We start from the raw sequence: 22,908 nt of genomic DNA, 5'->3' as shown, positions 1-22,908 counted from the left end.
GGGCTGCAAACATCAGGTCCCCCCGTTCTGTTCCGTATCCTGTGCCCGCTCATTTCCGGTCTGTTCGCCCGCAAGCTCCTCGAGAAGCAGTGCGAGTACGCTCCGTACACTCTCCATACGGATTTCCGCCCGGCCGCCGTTCAACCGCAACGACGACACTTTCCCGCCACCTGATACGCCGGAATCGGCTGCGGACGGCGCGGCGACGGCCACGTAGACCGTGCCGACGGGTTGGCCGTCCTGCGGTTCGGGACCCGCGACTCCGGTGGTCGAAATTCCCCAGTCGGCGCCGAGCGACTTACGGACGCCCTCCGCCATCTGGGCCGCGACCTGCGGATCCACCGCCCCGCGCTGCTCCAGCAAGGTGGCGTCGACATCGAGCAACTGGTGCTTCAGCTGTGTGGCGTAGGCGGTGACCGAGCCCCGGAACGCCTGGGAGGAGCCGGGGGCCGCGGTGAGAGCGGCCGCGACCAGGCCGCCGGTCAGCGACTCGGCGACGGCGAGCGTCTCGCCCCTCACTGTCAGTAGTCGCAGCACTTCGGCGGCCATGGAAGTCAATGCTCCGTTCCCTCCGCTGCGGCTTCGCGCTCGGCGGTTCCGCGCCGGCGCAGCACAATGGCCTGTCTCACATAGTCGATTCCGGTGACCACGGTCAGAATGACCGCAGCGGCCATCACCCACCACCTCAGAGTGGCCAGCCACCCCTCCAGCGCCAGGACGTACATGCCGACGGCGATGCCCTGGATCAGGGTCTTCAGCTTGCCGCCGCGACTCGCGGGGATGACTCCGTAGCGGATGACGATGAAGCGCAGGAGCGTGATCCCGAGCTCTCTGCCGAGGATGACTCCCGTCACCCACCACGGCAGATCGCCGAGGTAGGACAGACAGATCAGCGCGGCGCCCATGATCGCCTTGTCGGCGATGGGGTCGGCGATCTTCCCGAAGTCGGTGACGAGGTCGTAGGTCCGGGCCAGGTGGCCGTCGAAGACGTCGGTGATCATGGCGACGGCGAAGGCGGCCCATGCCCAGGCACGCCACACCGGGTCGTACCCGCCGTCCATGAGCATCAGCACGACGAAGCCCGGCACGAGGACCAGGCGGACCATGGTCAGGATGTTCGCGATGTTCCAGAGGCTGGCCTGGTTGACGGCGGCAGCTCCCAGCTTCCCGCCACGCACGGCCCGTGCCTCCCCGGCATCGCTGGAGGCGGCGGCGCTCGGGGCGCCGGGAACGCCCGGGGCGCTCGTCGCGCCCTTGGCGCCGGAGGTGCCGCCCGCCGCGGATGCCGGGACTCCCGTCATCTGGCCGCCTCCTCAGTACACGCGAGGGAGTCGTGCGAGCCCGGAAGCACCTCGGCCACCAGGTCGACGCCTTCCGTGCCGACCACCTTCGCCTCGACCATAAGGCCGACGCTCAGCTCCTCGCCGCTCGTGAACAGCACCTGGCCGTCGGTCTCGGGTGCCTGGTGGGCGGCCCGGCCGTAGGCGCCCTCGTGTCCGTCGACCGACTCGACCAGCACGCGGACGGTCTGCCCGACGCGCTCCTCGGCACGCTGCGAGACCAGCTCCTCGGCCAGCCGCGAGATGTGCGCGAGCCGCTCGGCGACCACGTCCTCGGCCAGCTTGCCGTCGTACGTCGCCGCCTCGGTGCCCTCCTCGTCGGAGTACCCGAAGACGCCGATCGCATCCAGTCTCGCGCCGTTCAGGAAGCGCTCCAGCTCCGTGAGGTCGGCCTCGCTCTCGCCGGGGAAGCCGACGATGAAGTTGGAGCGCACGCCGGCTTCGGGTGCCTTGCCGCGGATGGTGTCGAGCAGTTCCAGGAAGCGGTCGGTGTCGCCGAAGCGGCGCATGGAGCGCAGTACGGCCGGGGCGGAGTGCTGGAAGGAGAGGTCGAAGTAGGGCACGACCTTGGGCGTGGAGGTGAGCACGTCGATGAGGCCGGGCCGCATCTCGGCGGGCTGGAGGTAGCTCACCCGCACCCGCTCGATGCCGTCGACCTCGGCCAGCTCGGGCAGCAGGGACTCCAGCAGCCGGATGTCGCCCAGGTCCTTGCCGTAGGAGGTGTTGTTCTCGGAGACGAGCATGACCTCCTTGACGCCCTGCTCGGCCAGCCAGCGGGTCTCGTTCAGCACGTCCGAGGGGCGGCGGGAGATGAAGGAGCCGCGGAAGGAGGGAATAGCGCAGAAGGAGCAGCGGCGGTCGCAGCCGGAGGCGAGCTTCACGGAGGCGACGGGCGAGCCGTCCAGGCGGCGGCGCAGCGGCGAACGCGGCCCGGAAGCCGGGGCGAGACCCTCCGGAAGATCGGCGGGTGCGTGCCCCGGCAGCGCGACCTCGGCGGCCGACTCCTGGCGCTGGGCCGGGCTGATCGGCAGCAGCTTGCGGCGGTCGCGCGGGGTGTGCGAGGCGTGGATGCCGCCGTTCAGGATGGTCTGGAGGCGGTCGGAGATGTCCGCGTAGTCGTCGAAGCCGAGCACGCCGTCGGCCTCGGGCAGCGCTTCGGCCAGCTCCTTGCCGTACCGCTCGGCCATGCAGCCGACGGCCACGACGGCCTGGGTTCTGCCGTGTCCCTTGAGGTCGTTGGCCTCCAGGAGCGCGTCGACGGAGTCCTTCTTGGCGGCCTCGACGAAGCCACAGGTGTTGACGACCGCGACGTCCGCTTCCTCGGCGTCCTCGACGAGCTCCCAGCCGTCCGCCTCCAAGCGGCCTGCGAGCTCCTCCGAGTCCACCTCGTTACGGGCGCAGCCAAGAGTGACGAGTGCGACGGTACGGCGTTCAGGCATGGGCTCAAGACTACTTCGTCCCAGTGACAGCCCACGTCGACGGGGTTGGCCGATCTTGGCCAACCCCGTCCCTCACGCTTCCTTCGAATCGTCCGTGCGTCCGCGGTCCGGCCCTACCGGGGGCTCAGCCGACCTCGGGATCACCCTTCGTGTAGGTCAGTCGTTCGACCTGGCCCGGCTGGAAGTCGTCCTCGATCTTCTTGCCGTTGACGTAGAGCTGGACGGCCCCGGCGTCACCGAGGACGAGGTCGATCTTGGAGCCGTCCTGGAAGGTCTTGGACTCGCCCTGCTTGAGGAGGCCGTCCCACAGGAGCCGGCCGTTGTGGTCCTTGGCGGAGATCCAGCTGCGCCCGTCGGAGGCACTGACCCGCACGGTCACCTTGTCGCGGGGCGCTGCCGCGATGGCGCTGTCGGTCGGGTCGGGCTTGGGGTCGGCGTCGGGCTTGTCGGTCCTGGGCTTGGACGGGGCGGGCTTGCTGGTGGTGGGCGTGGAGCCCTCGGCGACCTGTGTGCCGGAGCCGTCGTCGTCCCCGCCGTCGAACGCGGTGAAGCCGACGAAGCCGATCACCGCGACGATCGCGGCGACCATGGCGGCGGTCCAGTTGGGGCCGCGCCGCTCGGGCCGGATCCGTTCCGCCTCGAACAGCGGGGCCGCGGGCGTCGGCGCGGGCCGTCCGCCGTGGGCCTCGTCGTACTGCTCCATCAGCGGGACGGGGTCGATGCGCACCGCGCGCGCGAGGGTGCGGATGTGACCGCGCGCGTAGACGTCGCCACCGCAGGGGGAGAAGTCGTCCTGCTCGATCGCGTGCACGATGGCGATGCGGACCCGGGTGGCGTTGCTGACGTCGTCGACGGTCAGCCCGGCCGCGATGCGTGCCTGCTGGAGGACACGACCGATCGAGGGGCGTTCCGCCGAGCGTTCGTCACGGTCGTCTTCGAACGGACGCTCGTCTTCGGGGAAGTTGCCGTCAGGGGAGTTGCCGATGGACACGGGGGCGCCTTTCGAGCGTGTAGCCACCTGTGCTGGAAGTTCAGTCTAGGGGGGGTACGAAAGGGTGGGGCAACCGGGCGGTGGGACTTTGTACGCCATCAGAATGGCCGGTCATCCTGCTGGTGGTGAAGGTGGGGCACGGAGCTGTCACCTCGTCCAACTTGACGTACGCCGAAGGGAAACGGTTGCTCACCCTTTCCTTACGGATCAGTCACGTTCGCCTACCCGGATGCCGTAATCGCATCCGTGTTCCGCCCGCCCGGCAACCGGTTCTCCCCGCCGTAGGCCCCGGCCGCGCCTCTCCGCGTTCCCGTCTGCGGTCCCTACGCCTCAGTCTCCCCCCGGATCACGGCCAGCACGCCGTCCAGCTCGTCGGGTTTCACGAGAACGTCACGTGCCTTGGAGCCCTCGCTCGGCCCCACGATGCCCCGGGACTCCATGAGATCCATGAGCCGCCCGGCCTTGGCGAAGCCGACGCGCAGCTTGCGCTGGAGCATCGAGGTGGAGCCGAACTGCGTGGAGACGACCAGTTCGGCCGCCTGGCACAGCAGGTCCAGGTCGTCGCCGATCTCCTCGTCGATCTCCTTCTTCTGCTTGGTGCCCACGGTGACGTCGTCCCGGAAGACGGGCGCCATCTGGTCCTTGCAGTGCTGCACGATCGCCGCGACCTCGTCCTCGGTCACGAACGCGCCCTGCATTCGGGTCGGCTTGTTCGCCCCCATCGGCAGGAACAGCCCGTCACCCTTGCCGATCAGCTTCTCCGCGCCGGGCTGGTCGAGGATGACGCGCGAGTCGGCGAGCGAGGAGGTGGCGAAGGCGAGCCGCGAGGGCACGTTCGCCTTGATCAGACCCGTGACGACGTCCACGGACGGCCGCTGCGTCGCGAGCACCAGGTGGATGCCGGCCGCGCGCGCGAGCTGCGTGATGCGCACGATCGCGTCCTCGACGTCCCTCGGCGCCACCATCATCAGGTCGGCCAGCTCGTCCACGATCACCAGCAGGTACGGGTACGGCTGCAGCTCGCGCTCACTGCCCTCGGGCAGCTTGACCTTGCCGTTGCGGATGGCCTCGTTGAAGTCGTCGATGTGCCGGTAGCCGAACGCGGCCAGGTCGTCGTAGCGCAGGTCCATCTCGCGCACGACCCACTGCAGTGCCTCGGCGGCCCGCTTGGGGTTGGTGATGATCGGCGTGATGAGGTGCGGGATGCCCTCGTAGGCGGTCAGTTCGACGCGCTTGGGGTCGACGAGGACCATACGGACGTCCTCGGGGGTCGCGCGGACCATGACCGAGGTGATCAGACAGTTGATGCAGGACGATTTGCCGGAGCCGGTCGCACCCGCGACGAGCACGTGCGGCATCTTCGCCAGATTGGCCATCACATAGCCGCCCTCGACGTCCTTGCCGAGCGCGACCAGCATCGGATGGTCGTCCTCGGCCGCGTCCGCGAGACGCAGGACGTCACCCAGGTTGACCATTTCGCGGTCGGTGTTGGGGATCTCGATGCCGACGGCCGACTTGCCGGGGATCGGGCTGATGATCCGTACGTCCGGGCTGGCGACGGCGTAGGCGATGTTCTTGGTCAGCGCGGTGATCCGCTCGACCTTCACCGCCGGGCCCAGCTCGACCTCGTACCGGGTGACCGTCGGTCCGCGGGTGAAGCCGGTGACGGAGGCGTCGACCTTGAACTCGGAGAACACGTTGGACAGGGAGGCCACTATGGCGTCGTTGGCCGCGCTGCGGGTCTTGCCGGGGCCGCCCCGCTCCAGGAGGTCCAGCGAGGGCAGGGAGTAGGTGATGTCGCCGGCGAGCTGGAGCTGCTCGGCGCGCGGCGGCAGCTCGCGGGGCTCGTCCGGGGCCTGCTTGGTCAGGTCCGGCACCAGGGAGTCCTGCCGGGCGCCCTTGGGCGGCCTCGCGGCCGGGGGGTCCTCCTTGGCGGGCTTGCTGCGCGCGGCCGGGACGGGAGTGGTCTCCTCCCGGTCGCCCACGCTCACGCCCTGGGTCAGGTCGGCGACGACCGGCGAGGGCGGCATGCCGTGCAGCACCGCCCCGTCGAGCGCGGCGGCGGCCGCCGCGGCGACGTCCACGGCGTCCATCGGCCGGTTCGGGTCGGGCTGGCGGACTGCGGAGCGCCGCGGGCGTCGCCGGGTGAGGGCCTCCTGCTCGGCGCCGTCGGGGTCGTACGGCTCGGGGGCGGAGCCGCGCCTGCGGGGGCGCGCGGGCACCGCGTCGCGCCACTGTTCGTCGTAGCGGGCGTCGTCCTCGCCGTACTCGGCGACGTCGTCGTACTCGACGGCATCGTCCGCGATGATGCCCAGTTTCTGCCCGAGCAGCCGCAGCCGTTGCGGAATCGCGTTGACCGGCGTCGCGGTGACGACGAGCAGACCGAAGACGGTGAGCAGCACGAGCATCGCCACGGCCAGGGCCTCGCCCATGGTGTACGTCAGCGGGGTGGCCGTGCCCCAGCCGATGAGTCCGCCGGCATCCCTTATCGCCTGCATGCCGGCGCTGCGCGCGGGCGAGCCGCACGCGAGGTGGACCTGGCCGAGGATGCCGATGACGAGCGCGGACAGGCCGATGACGATACGTCCGTTGGCGTCGGGCTTCTCGGGGTGCCGGATGAACCGCACGGCGATGACGGCGAGCAGTATCGGCACGAGCAGGTCGAGCCGGCCGAAGGCGCCGGTCACGAGCATCTCGACGAGATCGCCGACAGGGCCGCGCAGATTGGACCAGGTACCGGCGGCGACGATCAGGCTGAGGGCGAGCAGCAGGAGCGCGACACCGTCCTTGCGGTGCGCCGGGTCAAGACCCTTCGCGCCCTGCCCTATGCCACGGAAGACGGCGCCGACCGCGTGCGCGGCACCGAGCCAGACGGCGCGTACGAGTCTGTACACGCCTCCGGTGGGACTGGGCGCCGGCTTCGGAGGGGCCGTCCTCCTCGCCGCCGCCCGCTTGGCGGGTGCCTTCCTGGCGGCGGCTTTCTTCGCGGGGGCCTTCTTCGCCGGAGCCTTCGTCGGAGCGGCCGCCTTCTTCGCGGCCGGCTTCTTCGCTGCGGACTGACGTGAGGCCATGAGTGTGAGGTTACCGGTGGAGACCACAGCCGACACGTGTGCCTACTGCTTCACCCGTTCGTGTCGCGGACTCCGGGCCCGAAGGTGACGCACCCTGACAGACCCTCACCCCGCACGGCGACCGTACGCAAACGGGCGCGGACCGAGGCCACTTGGAGGACCCCGCCCGCGCCCGGGAACGCACCCGAGGACGTGCCCCGGGATGTGCTCAGTTCTGCGACGGCATCGGCGAGGGCCCGCCCGTGCCCGGCTCCAACGCGTCCAGCGCCCTGCGCAGACCCGTCAGTTTGCGTTCGAGATGCGCGGCCGTGGCGACCGCCGCGGCGTCCGCCGAGTCGTCGTCGAGCTGCTTGGACAGCGCCTCCGCCTGCTCCTCGACGGCCGCGAGCCGCGCGGACAGCTCGGCGAGAATGCCGCCGGCAGGCTCCTTCGAACCGCCCGCAGCGCCCTTGCCGCCACCCTCCAACTGCAGCCGCAGCAGCGCCGCCTGCTCCCTGAGCTGGCAGTTCTTCATGTACAGCTCGACGAACACCGAGACCTTGGCACGCAGCACCCAAGGATCGAACGGCTTCGAGATGTAGTCGACCGCACCCGCCGCGTACCCACGGAACGTGTGATGCGGTCCGTGGTTGATGGCGGTGAGGAAGATGATCGGGATGTCCCGGGTCCGTTCACGCCGCTTGATGTGCGCGGCCGTCTCGAAACCGTCCATTCCCGGCATCTGGACGTCCAGCAGGATGACCGCGAAGTCGTCCGTCAACAGCGCCTTGAGCGCTTCCTCCCCGGACGATGCCCGCACCAGTGTCTGATCGAGCGCGGAGAGGATGGCCTCCAGCGCCAACAGATTCTCCGGCCGGTCATCGACCAGGAGGATCTTGGCCTTCTGCACCATGGCCCGCCCTCCTCGCCCCGGCTTGGGGCCTCCCCTGTCCGCAGGACTCGGCGTGACACCGGTCGGTGCCACCCCAGGGGACGACTCCCTCGCGCCACCCGTCCTTGTGCCGGTCATCGTAGCCGCACCCCGCCCGTCGCCACACCCTGTCACCGTGATGTCACTGTGCTCGTAGCAGAAACGCGGCAGGGGACCAGAAGGTTCCCCGAATCCCGCGTTTCTACACGGCCTCGGCCACACTCCGTCAACAACTCCGCGCGCCCCTCCACGGGTTGTGACGACGGGCCGTACCTTCCGTCACCCACTCCGCATCCACTGCTCCATGACCTCCAGCAGATGATCCGGATCGACGGGCTTGGTCACATAGTCCGAGGCCCCCGAGTCGATCGCCTTCTCCCGGTCGCCCTTCATCGCCTTGGCCGTCAGCGCGATGATCGGCAGTCCGGCGAACTGGGGCATCCGGCGGATCGCCGTGGTCGTCGCGTACCCATCCATCTCGGGCATCATGATGTCCATCAGGACGACCGTCACGTCGTCGTGCTGTTCCAGGACCTCGATGCCCTCACGGCCGTTCTCGGCGTACAGCACCGACAGGCCGTGCTGCTCCAGGACGCTGGTGAGCGCGAAGACGTTGCGGATGTCGTCGTCGACGATGAGCACCTTCTCCCCGTCGAAGCTGATCGTTCGGCGCGACGGGGCCGCCGCCTCCTGCGCGGCCTGCTGCGCCCAGTGCTCCTGCGGCTGCCCGTTGTCCTGCCGGAGGAGGTCGGAGGCGGAGCCGGCCGACACGGGCCTGCGGCGCCTACGGAAGAGTGCCGCTGCCCCGTTCTGGGTCTCGCGGTACGACTTCACCTCGGCCGGCGTCTCGGTGCGCTCGGCCAGCTCGTGCTCGGAGGCCAGCAGCTCCCCCGCCTCCAGCGAGGCGGGAGCACTGTTCGCGTAACCCTGCGGGGGCAGTTCGCTCGGGTGCAGCGGCAAATACAGGGTGAAGGTGGAACCACGTCCGGGCTCGCTCTGCGCATGGATCTCGCCGCCCAGCAGCCGGGCGATCTCGCGCGAGATGGACAGCCCCAGGCCCGTACCGCCGTACTTGCGGCTCGTGGTGCCGTCCGCCTGCTTGAACGCCTCGAAGATGACCCGCATCTTGCTGGCCGCGATTCCGATGCCGGTGTCCGTCACCGAGAACGCGATCATGTCGGCGTCCGCGTCCCGCAGCGAGCCCGCCTCCAGCAGCTGCTCCTTGATGGCCACCGGCACATCCGCCCCGGCCGGCCGGATGACCAGCTCCACGGCCCCCGAGTCGGTGAACTTCACCGCGTTGGACAGCAGGTTCCGCAGCACCTGCAACAGGCGCTGCTCGTCCGTGTGCAGCGTGGCGGGCAGCTCCGGCGAGACCCGCACCGAGAAGTCCAGGCCCTTCTCCGCGGTCAGCGGCCGGAAGGTGGCCTCCACGTAGTCGACGAGCTGGACGAGGGCGATACGGGTCGGCGAGACGTCCATCTTGCCCGCCTCGACCTTCGACAGGTCCAGGATGTCGTTGATCAGCTGGAGCAGGTCCGAGCCCGCCCCGTGGATGGTTTCGGCGAACTCGACCTGCTTGGGCGTCAGGTTCGACTCGGCGTTGTCGGCGAGCAGCTTGGCGAGGATCAGCAGCGAGTTGAGCGGGGTGCGCAGCTCGTGCGACATGTTCGCCAGGAACTCGCTCTTGTAACGCATCGAGACCGCGAGCTGTTCGGCGCGCTCCTCCAGGACCTGCCGCGCCTCCTCGATCTCGGTGTTCTTCACCTCGATGTCGCGGTTCTGCCGGGCCAGCAGTTCGGCCTTCTCCTCCAGCTCGGCGTTGGACGCCTGGAGGGCCTCCTGCCGGTTCTCCAACTCGTCGGAGCGTTCACGAAGTTGCTCGGTCAGCTCCTGCGACTGCTTCAGCAGCACCTCGGTCTTGGTGTTGACGGAGATCGTGTTGACGCTGGTCGCGATCATCTCCGCGATCTGGTTCAGGAAGTCCTTCTGGATCTGCGTGAACGGCGTGAAGGACGCCAGCTCGATCACACCGAGCACGGTCCCCTCGAAGAGCACCGGAAGCACGATGACCTGTGCCGGAGGCGCCTCGCCGAGCCCGGAGGAGATCTTCAGATAACCGCTCGGCGCGTTCTCCACCAGGATCGTGCGCTTCTCCTTCGCCGCCGTCCCGACCAGTGCCTCACCCGGCCGGAAGGACGCCGGCATGGAACCCATGGAGTAGCCGTACGAGCCCAGCATGCGCAGCTCGTACTGGTCGTCGTTGTCGGGGGCCAGGTCCTTGCCGTCGAGGAACGGCAGCGCGAGGAAGAAGGCGCCGTGCTGCGCGGACACCACCGGCGTCAGTTCGCTCATGATCAGCGAGGCCACGTCGTCCAGGTCCCGGCGGCCCTGCATCAGGGCGGAGATCCGGGCGAGGTTGCCCTTGAGCCAGTCCTGCTCCTGGTTGGCGATCGTGGTGTCGCGCAGGTTGGCGATCATCTTGTTGATGTAGTCCTGCAGCTCCTTGATCTCGCCGGACGCGTCGACGTCGATCTTGAGGTTCAGGTCGCCCCGGGTCACCGCGGTGGCCACGCGCGCGATGGCGCGCACCTGCCGGGTCAGGTTCCCGGCCATCTCGTTCACCGACTCGGTGAGGTCCCGCCAGGTGCCGTCGACGTCCCGCACGCGCGCGAGGCCGCCCAGCTGCCCCTCGGTGCCCACCTCGCGGGCCACGCGGGTGACCTCCTCGGCGAAGGACGACAGCTGGTCGACCATCGTGTTGATGGTGGTCTTCAGCTCCAGGATCTCACCGCGCGCGTCGATGTCGATCTTCTTGGTCAGGTCGCCCTTGGCGATGGCGGTCGTCACCATGGCGATGTTGCGGACCTGGCCGGTCAGGTTGGACGCCATCGAGTTCACGGACTCGGTGAGGTCCTTCCACGTGCCCGCCACACCCGGTACGTGCGCCTGGCCGCCCAGGATGCCGTCCGTGCCCACCTCGCGGGCCACCTTGGTGACCTGGTCGGCGAACGAACTGAGCGTCTTCACCATGCTGTTGAAGGTGTCGGCCAGCTCCGCGACCTCACCGGCCGCCTCGATCGTCACCGTACGGGTCAGGTCCCCGTTGGCGACGGCGGCCGCGACCTGGGAGATGTTCCGCACCTGCATGGTGAGGTTCTTGGCCATCAGGTTCACATTGCCGCTGAGGTCCTTCCAGATGCCGGTGATGCCCGGCACATGCGCCTGGCCGCCCAGGATGCCCTCCGTGCCCACCTCACGGGCCACCCGGGTCACCTGCTCGGCGAACGACGACAGCTGGTCGACCATCGTGTTGACGGTGGTGACGAGTTCGAGGATCTCGCCCTTCGCGTCGACGGTGATCTTCTTCGACAGGTCGCCCTTGGCGACGGCGGTGGTGACCTCGGCGATCTGACGCACCTGGATCGTCAGGTTGTTCGCCATGAAGTTCACCGACTGCGTGAGGTCCTTCCAGGTGCCGGAGACACCCTGCACCTCGGCCTGACCGCCGAGCTGACCCTCCGTGCCCACCTCGCGGGCGACCCGGGTCACCTCCTCCGCGAACGACGACAGCTGGTCCACCATCGTGTTCAGCGTGTTCTTCAGTTCCAGGATCTCGCCGCGCGCGTCCACGGTGATCTTCTGGGACAGGTCGCCGCGGGCCACCGCCGTGGCGACCTGCGCGATGTTGCGGACCTGGCCGGTCAGGTTGCCGGCCATGCCGTTCACGGACTCGGTGAGGTCACGCCACACCCCGGCGACCCCGGGCACCTGCGCCTGACCGCCGAGCCGGCCCTCCGTGCCCACGTCCCGGGCCACGCGGGTCACCTGGTCGGCGAAGGAGGAGAGCTGGTCGACCATCGTGTTGATGGTGTTCTTCAGCTCCAGGATCTCGCCGCGCGCGTCCACGTCGATCTTCTGGGACAGGTCGCCCCGCGCCACGGCCGTCGTCACCTGCGCGATGTTGCGCACCTGCGAGGTGAGGTTGCCGGCCATCGAGTTGACGGAGTCGGTGAGTTCCTTCCACGTCCCCGACACACCGTCCACCCGGGCCTGACCGCCGAGCCGGCCCTCCGTGCCCACGTCCCGGGCCATCCGCGTCACCTGGTCGGCGAACGACGACAGCTGGTCCACCATCGTGTTCACGGTGTTCTTCAGTTCGAGCATCTCGCCCGCGACATCGACGGTGACCTTCTGCGAGAGGTCGCCGTTGGCCACGGCCGTCGTCACCGCCGCGATGTTCCTCACCTGTCCGGTGAGATTCCGGAACGCCGTGTTGACGGAGTCCGTCAGGTCCTTCCATGTACCGGCCGCGCCCGGCACCTGCGCCTGACCGCCCAGCCGGCCCTCGGCACCCACCTCGTTGGCCACCCGCGTGACCTCGTCACCGAAGGAGGAGAGCTGGTCGACCATCCCGTTGACGGTGTTCTTCAGCTCCAGCATCTCGCCGGCCACATCCACGGTGACCTTCTGCGAGAGGTCACCGTTGGCCACGGCCGTGGTCACCGCCGCGATGTCCCGCACCTGGATCGTGAGGTTCCGGAAGACCGTGTTCACCGAATCGGTGAGGTCCTTCCACGTTCCCGCCGCGCCCGGCACCTGCGCCTGACCGCCCAGCCGGCCCTCGGCACCCACCTCGTTGGCCACCCGCGTGACCTCGTCCGCGAAGATCCGCAGCGTCTCGGTCATCTGGTTGATGGTCTCGGCGAGCTTGGCGACCTCACCGCGTGCGGGCACGGTCACCTTCTGCGACAGATCACCGTTGGCGACCGCCGTGGTGACCTGCGCGATCCCCCGCACCTGCGCGGTGAGATTGCCGGCCATGGTGTTCACCGAATCGGTGAGTTCCTTCCACACACCCGCCACACCCGGCACCTCGGCCTGCCCGCCGAGCTGCCCGTCGGTGCCCACCTCGCGGGCGACCCGGGTCACCTCGGAGGAGAAGGCCGAGAGCTGGTCGACCATCGTGTTGACGGTCTCCTTCAGCTCCAGCATCTCGCCGGCCACATGAACCGTGACCTTCCGGGACAAGTCACCCTTCGCGACCGCGGTCGTCACCAGCGCGATGTCCCTCACCTGTGCGGTGAGCCGGTGCGCCATGGTGTTGACGGACTCCGTCAGGTCCTTCCACGAACCGGACATGCCGCGCACCTTGGCCTGCCCGCCCAGCTTGCCCTCGGTGCCCACCTCGCTGGCCACCCGCGTGACCTCGTCGGTGAACGTCGACAACTGGTCGACCAGGTTGTTGACCGTACGCCCGACCTTCAGGAACTCCCCGCGCAGCGGATGCCCGGTCCCGTCCGGCCCCTGCGACCGCAGCTCCATCCGCGGCGACAGATCACCTTCCGCGACGGCCGACAGCACCCGGCTCACCTCGGAGACAGGCCGTACGAGGTCGTCGACCAGCGCGTTCGACGCGTCGATCGCGGCCGCCCAGGACCCCTCGGTGGCCCCCGTCTCCAGCCGTTCGGTGAGCTTGCCCTCACGTCCCACCACACGCCGCACCCGCGACAACTCACCCGTCAGATGCAGATTCCGGTCCGCCACCTCGTTGTACACGGCGGCGATCTCGGCCATCACACCGTCGCCCGAGACCGTCAGCCGCTTGCGGAAATTACCGTCCCGCATCGCTTCCAACGCCGTGAGCAGCCGGTTCAGGGCAGCGGTGTCCACAGTGGTGGTCCCATTGCGCGGTTTGCGTGATGTGCGCTTGTCACTCAGGGACTGTCCGCCTTTCGCGCGCGCCTTAGTGCCTCGCGTCGCTGCGCCAGACTCCACTGTGTCCCTCCCGCAAGGGTCGACCGTTCGTTTCTGCTGGGCGTACGTCACCGCATTCGAACGCTACGTACTGCTCACACTGTTCGTACCACTCGTACCGCTTCGTACTCGGATACTTCCGCCCGGCGGACCCGGTGCCGCTCTCCGCCGCACCGGGAAGGTACCCGGACCCGTCCGGCCTTCTCCCGGAAGCCTGCCCAGTGTTTCACCATGGCTGAACCAGGCCATAACAGTTCGGCAGCTTCGCACACGGTCCGCACACCTCCGGGCGGAAACACAGACGACCGGCATCCGCATGGACGGCGAAGGTAAGTAACCTTGCATGCGGCTGTCCAGCCATGCCGGTCCCGTCCGGCCTGGGCGGTGGCGCACGAGCACGAGCGGGCAGGCATCGGAGGGGCGGCCTCACCATGACCACCGGACTGCATCCCGGGGAGACCCCCCAGGAACCCAGGCCGACGGAGAACCAGCCACTGCCACGGCAGGAGGCCGTCCCAGGATCCCCCCACATCGAGAACCGGACAAGGAGTGCTGTGATCACCGCGCGCGCGGCCGCCAGCTTCGCTGCCGTCTCACGATCCGTCGCGACCGCCCGCTCGTTCGTCCGCGACACCCTCCAGGGCTGGGGCTTCGCCGACATCGTCGACGACGCGGTGGTCCTCACCAGCGAACTCGTCACCAACGCGGTCGTCCACGCGGGCACCTCCGCCGACGTCCTGTGCCTGCGGGCCGACGACGGCGTACGCATCGAGGTCGCCGACAGATATCCCGAGCGTGAGATCCCTCTCCAGGGCAGCCGCATCAACATGGGCAGCCCGGACCGCGAGGGCGGCCGCGGCCTCCAGCTGTGCGCGGCGATGGCCACCCGCTGGGGCGTCGAGTACACCCCCACGCACAAGCAGGTCTGGTTCCAACTCGACCTCCCCGACCGCCCCGTGGGCACCCGCTCCGCCGGCCCGGCCCTCCCCGCCGACCTCCTCCCGCTCGCCGACGGCCGGGTCCGCGTCGCGGTCGTCCAGATCGACCGCGCGGGCGCGATCGGCGCCTGGAACGAGGACGCCGAGGAACTCTTCGGCTACGCCCCCGACCACGTCATCGGCAAGCCCCTCACCGACCTCGCCGCCTGGCCCCACACCCCCGGCACCAGCACCGGCGTCGCCGAGGCCCTCCGGCTCTCCCGCTGGGAGGGCAGTTACGGCATCCGCGCCGCCGACGGCCGGGTGACACCGGTCTACGCCTCCCACCTCCGGGTCCGCGACACCGCGGGCGACCCCTCCACCGTCTGTCTCCTCGTCCGGGACCACGAGCGCGCCGTCCTGCAGACCCCGCTGCGCATGGCCGCGGCCGACGGATCCGGTTCCGGCGACGGCCAGGCCACGGACCCCTTCGAGGTCTTCATCGGCTCTCCCGCCCCGGACGACCTCGACGGCCTCCTCCAGCGCACGGTCGAGCGCGCCCGCGACATGCTCGACGGCGACTCCGCCTTCCTGCTCCTCGCGACCGACGACGAGACGGAACTGGAAGTCCGGGCCTCCACCGGCCTCCCGTCGGCCCGCCAGCGCTTCGCCCGCGTCCCCGTGGACGCCGGCCCCGGCCGTTACGGCTCCGCCCGGATGCCCGCCGTCCACGACGACCTCACGGCCGTCCCCGGCGCCGTCCCGCTCCTCAACGGCACGGGCATGCGCTCGGTCGTCACGGTCCCCCTCAAGGTCGAGGGCCGCCTCACGGGCTCCCTGGGCGTCGCCGCCGAGTCCCAGGGCCGGTACTCCAACGAGGAGGCCCTGCGACTGCAGTTCGCCGCCGACCGCATCGCCCTGGCCGTCGAGTCGGCCCGGCTGGGCGAGCTGGAGCGCCTGCGCCGCGGGTCGCTGAGCTTCCTGGTCGAGGCCTCCGACCTCCTCGCGGGCACCCTGGACCGTGACCAGACCCTCGCCCTCATGGCCCAGATGACGATCCCGACCCTCGCCACCTGGTGCGCGGTCTACACGATCGCCGACCAGGCCTCGGACCCGTACCTGTCATACGTCCTGCACGAGGACGAGGACCTCATCGACGGCCTCAAGGCCCTCCTCTCCAAGATCCGCCCGCCGGAGCCCATCCCGACCCCCGGCGCCCGCGTCTGGACGGCCCCCGCCGAGGCGGCCCACCAGGCGGCCCTGCGCACCTCCATGCGCAGCCTGGGCCTGGGCGAGCCCGCCACGGTCAGCTCGGGCATCGGCACGACGCTGGCGACGGCCTCGGCGGTGGGCGGCGAGACGGTCGTCCTGCCGCTCGTGGCCCGCAACCGCGTCATCGGCATGCTGACCCTCGGCAAGCCCACGGACGAGCACTTCCGCCAGGAGATCCTGGAGTTGGCCGAGGACCTCTCCCGCCGGGCGGCCCTCGCCCTGGACAACGCCCGCCTGTACTCGGAGCGCGTGGCCATCAGCCAGTCCCTCCAGCGCAGCCTCCTCCCGCCGGAACTCCCCCAGATCGACGGGGTCGAGGTCGAGGTCATCTACCGCGCGGCCGGCGAGGGCAACGAGGTCGGCGGCGACTTCTACGACCTCTTTCCCATCCGTGACGGCGCGTACGGCTTCGCCATCGGCGACGTCTGCGGCACCGGCCCGGAGGCCGCCGCCGTCACCGGCCTGGCCCGCCACGCCCTGCGCCTGCTGGCCCGCGAGGGCTACGCGGGCCCGGCGGTCCTGGAGCGCCTCAACTCCGCGATCATCGACGAGGGCGCCCGCAGCCGCTTCCTGACGCTCCTGTACGGCGAGCTGTGGCCCCAGGAGGACGGCAGCGCCCTCCTGAAGGTGGTCTGCGCCGGCCACCCGCTCCCGCTGCGCCTGCGCCAGGACGGCACGGTCGAGCCCGCCGCCGAGCCACAGGCGCTCCTCGGCGTCATGGAGGACCTGGAGCTGTACGAGCAGACGGTCACCCTCGACCCCGGCGACGTCCTCCTGTGTGTCACGGACGGCGTCACCGAACGCCGCGAAGGCACCCGCATGTTGGGCGACGACGGCCTCGCCGAGGTTCTCACCGCCTGCACGGGCCTCACGGCGGGCGCGGTCGCGGCCCGCGTCATGCGCGCGGTCGAACGCTTCGCCTCCGACGCCCCCTCCGACGACATGGCCATCCTGGCCATGCGCGTCCCGGGCCTCCAGACCGACTGACTCCGGACACGACAAAGGCCCCGCCCGATAGGGCGGGGCCTTTCACTTGAGCCCCCAAACGGAATCGAACCGTTGACCTTCTCCTTACCATGGAGACGCTCTACCGACTGAGCTATAGGGGCCTGTCACCTGTTCGAGGTTTCCCTCGCGGCAACGAGATAGATCATACCCCGAATCGGCCGCTGTCCAGAACCACCCAGCGCACCACCGAGAGACGGACACGTCCCCCTGGACGCCCCGCATCCGAAGAGCTAGAAGGCCGGCTGCAGCAGACCGCCGAGCGCGTTGCACGCGGACACCAGCCGCTGCAGTTCGCGCCGCGACATCTCGCCGCCGATGGGCAGCGCCAGCGTCTCGTCGGCGGCCCGCTCGGTCTCGGGCAGACACACGTCCCGCCGGAACCCGGGCATCCGGTGCACCGGTGTCTTCACCGGCACTCTGCACTCGACTCCCTTGGCCCGTACGGCCCGTGCGAACGCGTCCCGGTCCGGCCGCCCGTTCCCGGGCACGCGCACGACGTACTGCTGGAAGGTGTGCCCGTCGCCCCCTTCGGGAGTCCGCACGCCCTTCAGCTTCGCACTGAGGTACGCCGCCCGCCGCCGACGTTCCCCCAGCTCGCTGTACGGCGTCTCCGACTCCCCCTGCTCCAGCACCAACAGCCCGTGCCGCTGACCGACTTGACGAAGCGCCGCGACATCGGCGCACCTGCCGAAGCGGTGGACGACGACCGCCGCCACCGTCCGGGACGTCACCGCGGCCTCGACAGCCGAGGCATCCAGGCAGTACGTCACCGGGTCTATGTCGGCGAACACCGGCACGGCCCCTGCCAGGCTCACTGCCTGAGCGACCTCCGGGTTCCCGAACGCCGGCACTACGACTTCGTCACCGGCGCCGACACCCGCGGCCCTGAGCATTCCAACGGTACCCATGGCGCGGATCCTGGTCGGCCAACGTGAACTCCAAGTGACACACAACAAAAAAGAGCTGGTCCCCGAACCGAAGTTCGGGGACCAGCTCTCAATATTTGTTCGGCGGCGTCCTACTCTCCCACAGGGTCCCCCCTGCAGTACCATCGGCGCTGTAAGGCTTAGCTTCCGGGTTCGGAATGTAACCGGGCGTTTCCCTCACGCTATGACCACCGAAACACTATGAAACACTCAACCGCACCAACCCCCCGTGACCAACAAGGGGGTTGGGGTTGTTCGTGGTTTCAGAACCAACACAGTGGACGCGAGCAACTGAGGACAAGCCCTCGGCCTATTAGTACCAGTCAACTCCACCCGTTACCAGGCTTCCATATCTGGCCTATCAACCCAGTCGTCTACTGGGAGCCTTACCCCATCAAGTGGGTGGGAATACTCATCTCGAAGCAGGCTTCCCGCTTAGATGCTTTCAGCGGTTATCCCTCCCGAACGTAGCCAACCAGCCATGCCCTTGGCAGAACAACTGGCACACCAGAGGTTCGTCCGTCCCGGTCCTCTCGTACTAGGGACAGCCCTTCTCAATATTCCTGCGCGCGCAGCGGATAGGGACCGAACTGTCTCACGACGTTCTAAACCCAGCTCGCGTACCGCTTTAATGGGCGAACAGCCCAACCCTTGGGACCGACTCCAGCCCCAGGATGCGACGAGCCGACATCGAGGTGCCAAACCATCCCGTCGATATGGACTCTTGGGGAAGATCAGCCTGTTATCCCCGGGGTACCTTTTATCCGTTGAGCGACGGCGCTTCCACAAGCCACCGCCGGATCACTAGTCCCGACTTTCGTCCCTGCTCGACCCGTCGGTCTCACAGTCAAGCTCCCTTGTGCACTTACACTCACCACCTGATTGCCAACCAGGCTGAGGGAACCTTTGGGCGCCTCCGTTACTCTTTAGGAGGCAACCGCCCCAGTTAAACTACCCATCAGACACTGTCCCTGATCCGGATCACGGACCCAGGTTAGACATCCAGCACGACCAGACTGGTATTTCAACGACGACTCCACCCGAACTGGCGTCCGAGCTTCACAGTCTCCCAGCTATCCTACACAAGCCGAACCGAACACCAATATCAAACTGTAGTAAAGGTCCCGGGGTCTTTCCGTCCTGCTGCGCGAAACGAGCATCTTTACTCGTAGTGCAATTTCACCGGGCCTATGGTTGAGACAGTCGAGAAGTCGTTACGCCATTCGTGCAGGTCGGAACTTACCCGACAAGGAATTTCGCTACCTTAGGATGGTTATAGTTACCACCGCCGTTTACTGGCGCTTAAGTTCTCAGCTTCGCCACACCGAAATGTGACTAACCGGTCCCCTTAACGTTCCAGCACCGGGCAGGCGTCAGTCCGTATACATCGCCTTACGGCTTCGCACGGACCTGTGTTTTTAGTAAACAGTCGCTTCTCGCTGGTCTCTGCGGCCACCCCCAGCTCAAGCAGCAAGTGCTATCACCGGTGATGGCCCCCCTTCTCCCGAAGTTACGGGGGCATTTTGCCGAGTTCCTTAACCATAGTTCACCCGAACGCCTCGGTATTCTCTACCTGACCACCTGAGTCGGTTTAGGGTACGGGCCGCCATGAAACTCGCTAGAGGCTTTTCTCGACAGCATAGGATCATCCACTTCACCACAATCGGCTCGGCATCAGGTCTCAGACTATGTGCCAGGCGGATTTACCTACCTGACGTCCTACACCCTTACCCCGGGACAACCACCGCCCGGGATGGACTACCTTCCTGCGTCACCCCATCACTCACCTACTACAAGTCTGGTCCGTCGGCTCCACCACTTTCCTTTCCCCGAAGGGTCCGGAACGGCTTCACGGACTTAGCATCGCCTGGTTCAGTGTTTGACGCTTCACAGCGGGTACCGGAATATCAACCGGTTATCCATCGACTACGCCTGTCGGCCTCGCCTTAGGTCCCGACTTACCCTGGGCAGATCAGCTTGACCCAGGAACCCTTGGTCAATCGGCGCAAACGTTTCTCACGTTTGTATCGCTACTCATGCCTGCATTCTCACTCGTGAACCGTCCACAACTCGCTTCCGCGGCTGCTTCACCCGGCACACGACGCTCCCCTACCCATCCCAGCAGGCGTTGGCCCTCAATGCTGGAATGACACGACTTCGGCGGTACGCTTGAGCCCCGCTACATTGTCGGCGCGGAATCACTAGACCAGTGAGCTATTACGCACTCTTTCAAGGGTGGCTGCTTCTAAGCCAACCTCCTGGTTGTCTCTGCGACTCCACATCCTTTCCCACTTAGCGTACGCTTAGGGGCCTTAGTCGATGCTCTGGGCTGTTTCCCTCTCGACCATGGAGCTTATCCCCCACAGTCTCACTGCCGTGCTCTCACTTACCGGCATTCGGAGTTTGGCTAAGGTCAGTAACCCGGTAGGGCCCATCGCCTATCCAGTGCTCTACCTCCGGCAAGAAACACACGACGCTGCACCTAAATGCATTTCGGGGAGAACCAGCTATCACGGAGTTTGATTGGCCTTTCACCCCTAACCACAGGTCATCCCCCAGGTTTTCAACCCTGGTGGGTTCGGTCCTCCACGAAGTCTTACCTCCGCTTCAACCTGCCCATGGCTAGATCACTCCGCTTCGGGTCTTGAGCGTGCTACTGAAACGCCCTGTTCGGACTCGCTTTCGCTACGGCTACCCCACTCGGGTTAACCTCGCAACACACCGCAAACTCGCAGGCTCATTCTTCAAAAGGCACGCAGTCACGACGCACCAAGTAAACTTGATGCGCGACGCTCCCACGGCTTGTAGGCACACGGTTTCAGGTACTATTTCACTCCGCTCCCGCGGTACTTTTCACCATTCCCTCACGGTACTATCCGCTATCGGTCACCAGGGAATATTTAGGCTTAGCGGGTGGTCCCGCCAGATTCACACGGGATTTCTCGGGCCCCGTGCTACTTGGGTGTCTCTCAAACGAGCCGTCAATGTTTCAGCTACGGGGGTCTTACCCTCTACGCCGGACCTTTCGCATGTCCTTCGCCTACATCAACGGTTTCTGACTCGCCTCACAGCCGGCAGACTGTGAAAGAGAGATCCCACAACCCCGTATACGCAACCCCTGCCGGGTCTCACACGCATACGGTTTGGCCTCATCCGGTTTCGCTCGCCACTACTCCCGGAATCACGGTTGTTTTCTCTTCCTGCGGGTACTGAGATGTTTCACTTCCCCGCGTTCCCTCCACTTGCCCTATGTGTTCAGGCAAGGGTGACAGCCCATGACGACTGCCGGGTTTCCCCATTCGGAAACCCCCGGATCAAAGCCTGGTTGACGACTCCCCGGGGACTATCGTGGCCTCCCACGTCCTTCATCGGTTCCTGGTGCCAAGGCATCCACCGTGCGCCCTTAAAAACTTGGCCACAGATGCTCGCGTCCACTGTGCAGTTCTCAAACAACGACCAACCACCCATCACCCCCGGTAACCACCGGAGTTCACTGGGGCCGGCACTGAAGGCAGCCATACGGCCATACCCTCAGACACCCAACAGCGTGCCCGGCATCCCTCACCACTCCGATCAGCTTTCCACGCCCCCGAAAGGACAGTACTCACAGCCTGAGATGACTCAAGAAGCCGAATAATCAACGTTCCACCCATGAGCTAACCAGCATCAGACGTTCGCTGATGATCTGGCCTCTGACCTCACCCCGAAGGGATCGGTAGAAGTGCTCCTTAGAAAGGAGGTGATCCAGCCGCACCTTCCGGTACGGCTACCTTGTTACGACTTCGTCCCAATCGCCAGTCCCACCTTCGACAGCTCCCTCCCCGTAAGGGGTTGGGCCACCGGCTTCGGGTGTTACCGACTTTCGTGACGTGACGGGCGGTGTGTACAAGGCCCGGGAACGTATTCACCGCAGCAATGCTGATCTGCGATTACTAGCAACTCCGACTTCATGGGGTCGAGTTGCAGACCCCAATCCGAACTGAGACAGGCTTTTTGAGATTCGCTCCGCCTCACGGCTTCGCAGCTCATTGTACCTGCCATTGTAGCACGTGTGCAGCCCAAGACATAAGGGGCATGATGACTTGACGTCGTCCCCACCTTCCTCCGAGTTGACCCCGGCAGTCTCCTGTGAGTCCCCATCACCCCGAAGGGCATGCTGGCAACACAGAACAAGGGTTGCGCTCGTTGCGGGACTTAACCCAACATCTCACGACACGAGCTGACGACAGCCATGCACCACCTGTCACCCGACCACAAGGGGGGCACCATCTCTGATGCTTTCCGGGCGATGTCAAGCCTTGGTAAGGTTCTTCGCGTTGCGTCGAATTAAGCCACATGCTCCGCTGCTTGTGCGGGCCCCCGTCAATTCCTTTGAGTTTTAGCCTTGCGGCCGTACTCCCCAGGCGGGGAACTTAATGCGTTAGCTGCGGCACCGACGACGTGGAATGTCGCCAACACCTAGTTCCCACCGTTTACGGCGTGGACTACCAGGGTATCTAATCCTGTTCGCTCCCCACGCTTTCGCTCCTCAGCGTCAGTAATGGCCCAGAGATCCGCCTTCGCCACCGGTGTTCCTCCTGATATCTGCGCATTTCACCGCTACACCAGGAATTCCGATCTCCCCTACCACACTCTAGTCTGCCCGTATCGAATGCAGACCCGGGGTTAAGCCCCGGGCTTTCACATCCGACGCGACAGACCGCCTACGAGCTCTTTACGCCCAATAATTCCGGACAACGCTCGCGCCCTACGTATTACCGCGGCTGCTGGCACGTAGTTAGCCGGCGCTTCTTCTGCAGGTACCGTCACTTTCGCTTCTTCCCTGCTGAAAGAGGTTTACAACCCGAAGGCCGTCATCCCTCACGCGGCGTCGCTGCATCAGGCTTTCGCCCATTGTGCAATATTCCCCACTGCTGCCTCCCGTAGGAGTCTGGGCCGTGTCTCAGTCCCAGTGTGGCCGGTCGCCCTCTCAGGCCGGCTACCCGTCGTCGCCTTGGTGAGCCGTTACCTCACCAACAAGCTGATAGGCCGCGGGCTCATCCTTCACCGCCGGAGCTTTCCACCACCCACAGATGCCTGTAGTGGTTGTATCCGGTATTAGACCCCGTTTCCAGGGCTTGTCCCAGAGTGAAGGGCAGATTGCCCACGTGTTACTCACCCGTTCGCCACTAATCCCCACCGAAGTGGTTCATCGTTCGACTTGCATGTGTTAAGCACGCCGCCAGCGTTCGTCCTGAGCCAGGATCAAACTCTCCGTGAATGTGTACCCGTAATCGG

At 66.8% G+C, this 22,908-nt stretch carries 10 protein-coding genes, 1 tRNA gene and 3 rRNA genes; 2 read left to right on the top strand and 12 right to left on the bottom strand.

Annotation, left to right across the window (positions count from 1 at the left end; genetic code table 11):
• Positions 1–12: 12 nt before the first annotated feature.
• The 5 genes from H4687_RS33720 to H4687_RS33700 all read right to left on the bottom strand — a co-directional run bounded on the left by H4687_RS33720 (position 13) and on the right by H4687_RS33700 (position 6,664).
• Positions 13–558 (bottom strand): CinA family protein, encoded by a 546-nt coding sequence (locus tag H4687_RS33720; protein ID WP_046918139.1) that lies wholly within the window; start codon positions 556–558, stop codon positions 13–15.
• Positions 555–1,301: a CDP-diacylglycerol--glycerol-3-phosphate 3-phosphatidyltransferase gene (gene pgsA, locus H4687_RS33715; RefSeq protein ID WP_046918138.1), complete on the bottom strand. Its 747-nt coding sequence runs from the start codon at positions 1,299–1,301 to the stop codon at positions 555–557. The genes H4687_RS33720 and pgsA overlap by 4 nt, the downstream gene beginning before the upstream one ends.
• A complete protein-coding gene (gene rimO, locus H4687_RS33710; protein ID WP_046918137.1) occupies positions 1,298–2,779 on the bottom strand; it encodes a 30S ribosomal protein S12 methylthiotransferase RimO in 1,482 nt (493 codons plus the stop codon). The genes pgsA and rimO overlap by 4 nt, the downstream gene beginning before the upstream one ends.
• 124 nt (positions 2,780–2,903) lie before the next feature.
• Entirely contained in the window at positions 2,904–3,770 is an 867-nt protein-coding gene (locus tag H4687_RS33705) for a helix-turn-helix domain-containing protein (RefSeq protein WP_046918136.1), read from the bottom strand.
• 323 nt (positions 3,771–4,093) lie between these two features.
• On the bottom strand, positions 4,094–6,664 hold the full coding sequence (locus H4687_RS33700; protein ID WP_046918135.1) for an FtsK/SpoIIIE family DNA translocase: 2,571 nt from the start codon (positions 6,662–6,664) through the stop codon (positions 4,094–4,096).
• A gap of 7 nt (positions 6,665–6,671) precedes the next feature.
• On the opposite strand from H4687_RS33700, the gene H4687_RS48190 reads away from it, so the two are divergent.
• Positions 6,672–6,830 carry a hypothetical protein gene (locus H4687_RS48190; protein ID WP_233443575.1) on the top strand — a complete coding sequence of 53 codons (159 nt, stop codon included), beginning with the start codon at positions 6,672–6,674 and terminating at the stop codon, positions 6,828–6,830.
• Positions 6,831–7,049: 219 nt separating this feature from the next.
• Here the strand turns inward: H4687_RS48190 and H4687_RS33695 are convergent, their stop codons facing one another.
• Both H4687_RS33695 and H4687_RS33690 read right to left on the bottom strand, forming a co-directional pair.
• Positions 7,050–7,733 (bottom strand): response regulator, encoded by a 684-nt coding sequence (locus H4687_RS33695; RefSeq protein ID WP_005481428.1) that lies wholly within the window; start codon positions 7,731–7,733, stop codon positions 7,050–7,052.
• Positions 7,734–8,030: 297 nt separating this feature from the next.
• Entirely contained in the window at positions 8,031–13,529 is a 5,499-nt protein-coding gene (locus H4687_RS33690; RefSeq protein WP_097249250.1) for a HAMP domain-containing protein, read from the bottom strand.
• A 410-nt stretch (positions 13,530–13,939) separates the two neighbouring features.
• Between H4687_RS33690 and H4687_RS33685 the strand changes: the two genes are divergently transcribed.
• A complete protein-coding gene (locus H4687_RS33685; protein WP_046918133.1) occupies positions 13,940–16,684 on the top strand; it encodes a SpoIIE family protein phosphatase in 2,745 nt (914 codons plus the stop codon).
• A 49-nt stretch (positions 16,685–16,733) separates the two neighbouring features.
• Here H4687_RS33685 and H4687_RS33680 read toward each other — a convergent pair.
• From H4687_RS33680 to H4687_RS33660, 5 genes are all read right to left on the bottom strand, one after another.
• Positions 16,734–16,806 (bottom strand) — tRNA-Thr (locus H4687_RS33680).
• 129 nt (positions 16,807–16,935) lie between these two features.
• On the bottom strand, positions 16,936–17,598 hold the full coding sequence (locus H4687_RS33675) for a DegT/DnrJ/EryC1/StrS family aminotransferase (RefSeq protein ID WP_046918132.1): 663 nt from the start codon (positions 17,596–17,598) through the stop codon (positions 16,936–16,938).
• A gap of 112 nt (positions 17,599–17,710) precedes the next feature.
• Positions 17,711–17,827: ribosomal RNA gene (gene rrf, locus H4687_RS33670) — 5S ribosomal RNA — on the bottom strand.
• A 97-nt stretch (positions 17,828–17,924) separates the two neighbouring features.
• Positions 17,925–21,048: ribosomal RNA gene (locus tag H4687_RS33665) — 23S ribosomal RNA — on the bottom strand.
• A 315-nt stretch (positions 21,049–21,363) separates the two neighbouring features.
• Positions 21,364–22,891 (bottom strand): 16S ribosomal RNA (locus tag H4687_RS33660).
• The 16S, 23S and 5S rRNA genes sit together here, the layout of an rRNA operon.
• Positions 22,892–22,908: the final 17 nt, after the last annotated feature.

The organism is Streptomyces stelliscabiei, assembly GCF_014873495.1.
GTDB lineage: Bacteria > Actinomycetota > Actinomycetes > Streptomycetales > Streptomycetaceae > Streptomyces > Streptomyces bottropensis.
This window is presented reverse-complemented; position numbering and strand designations above follow the sequence as displayed.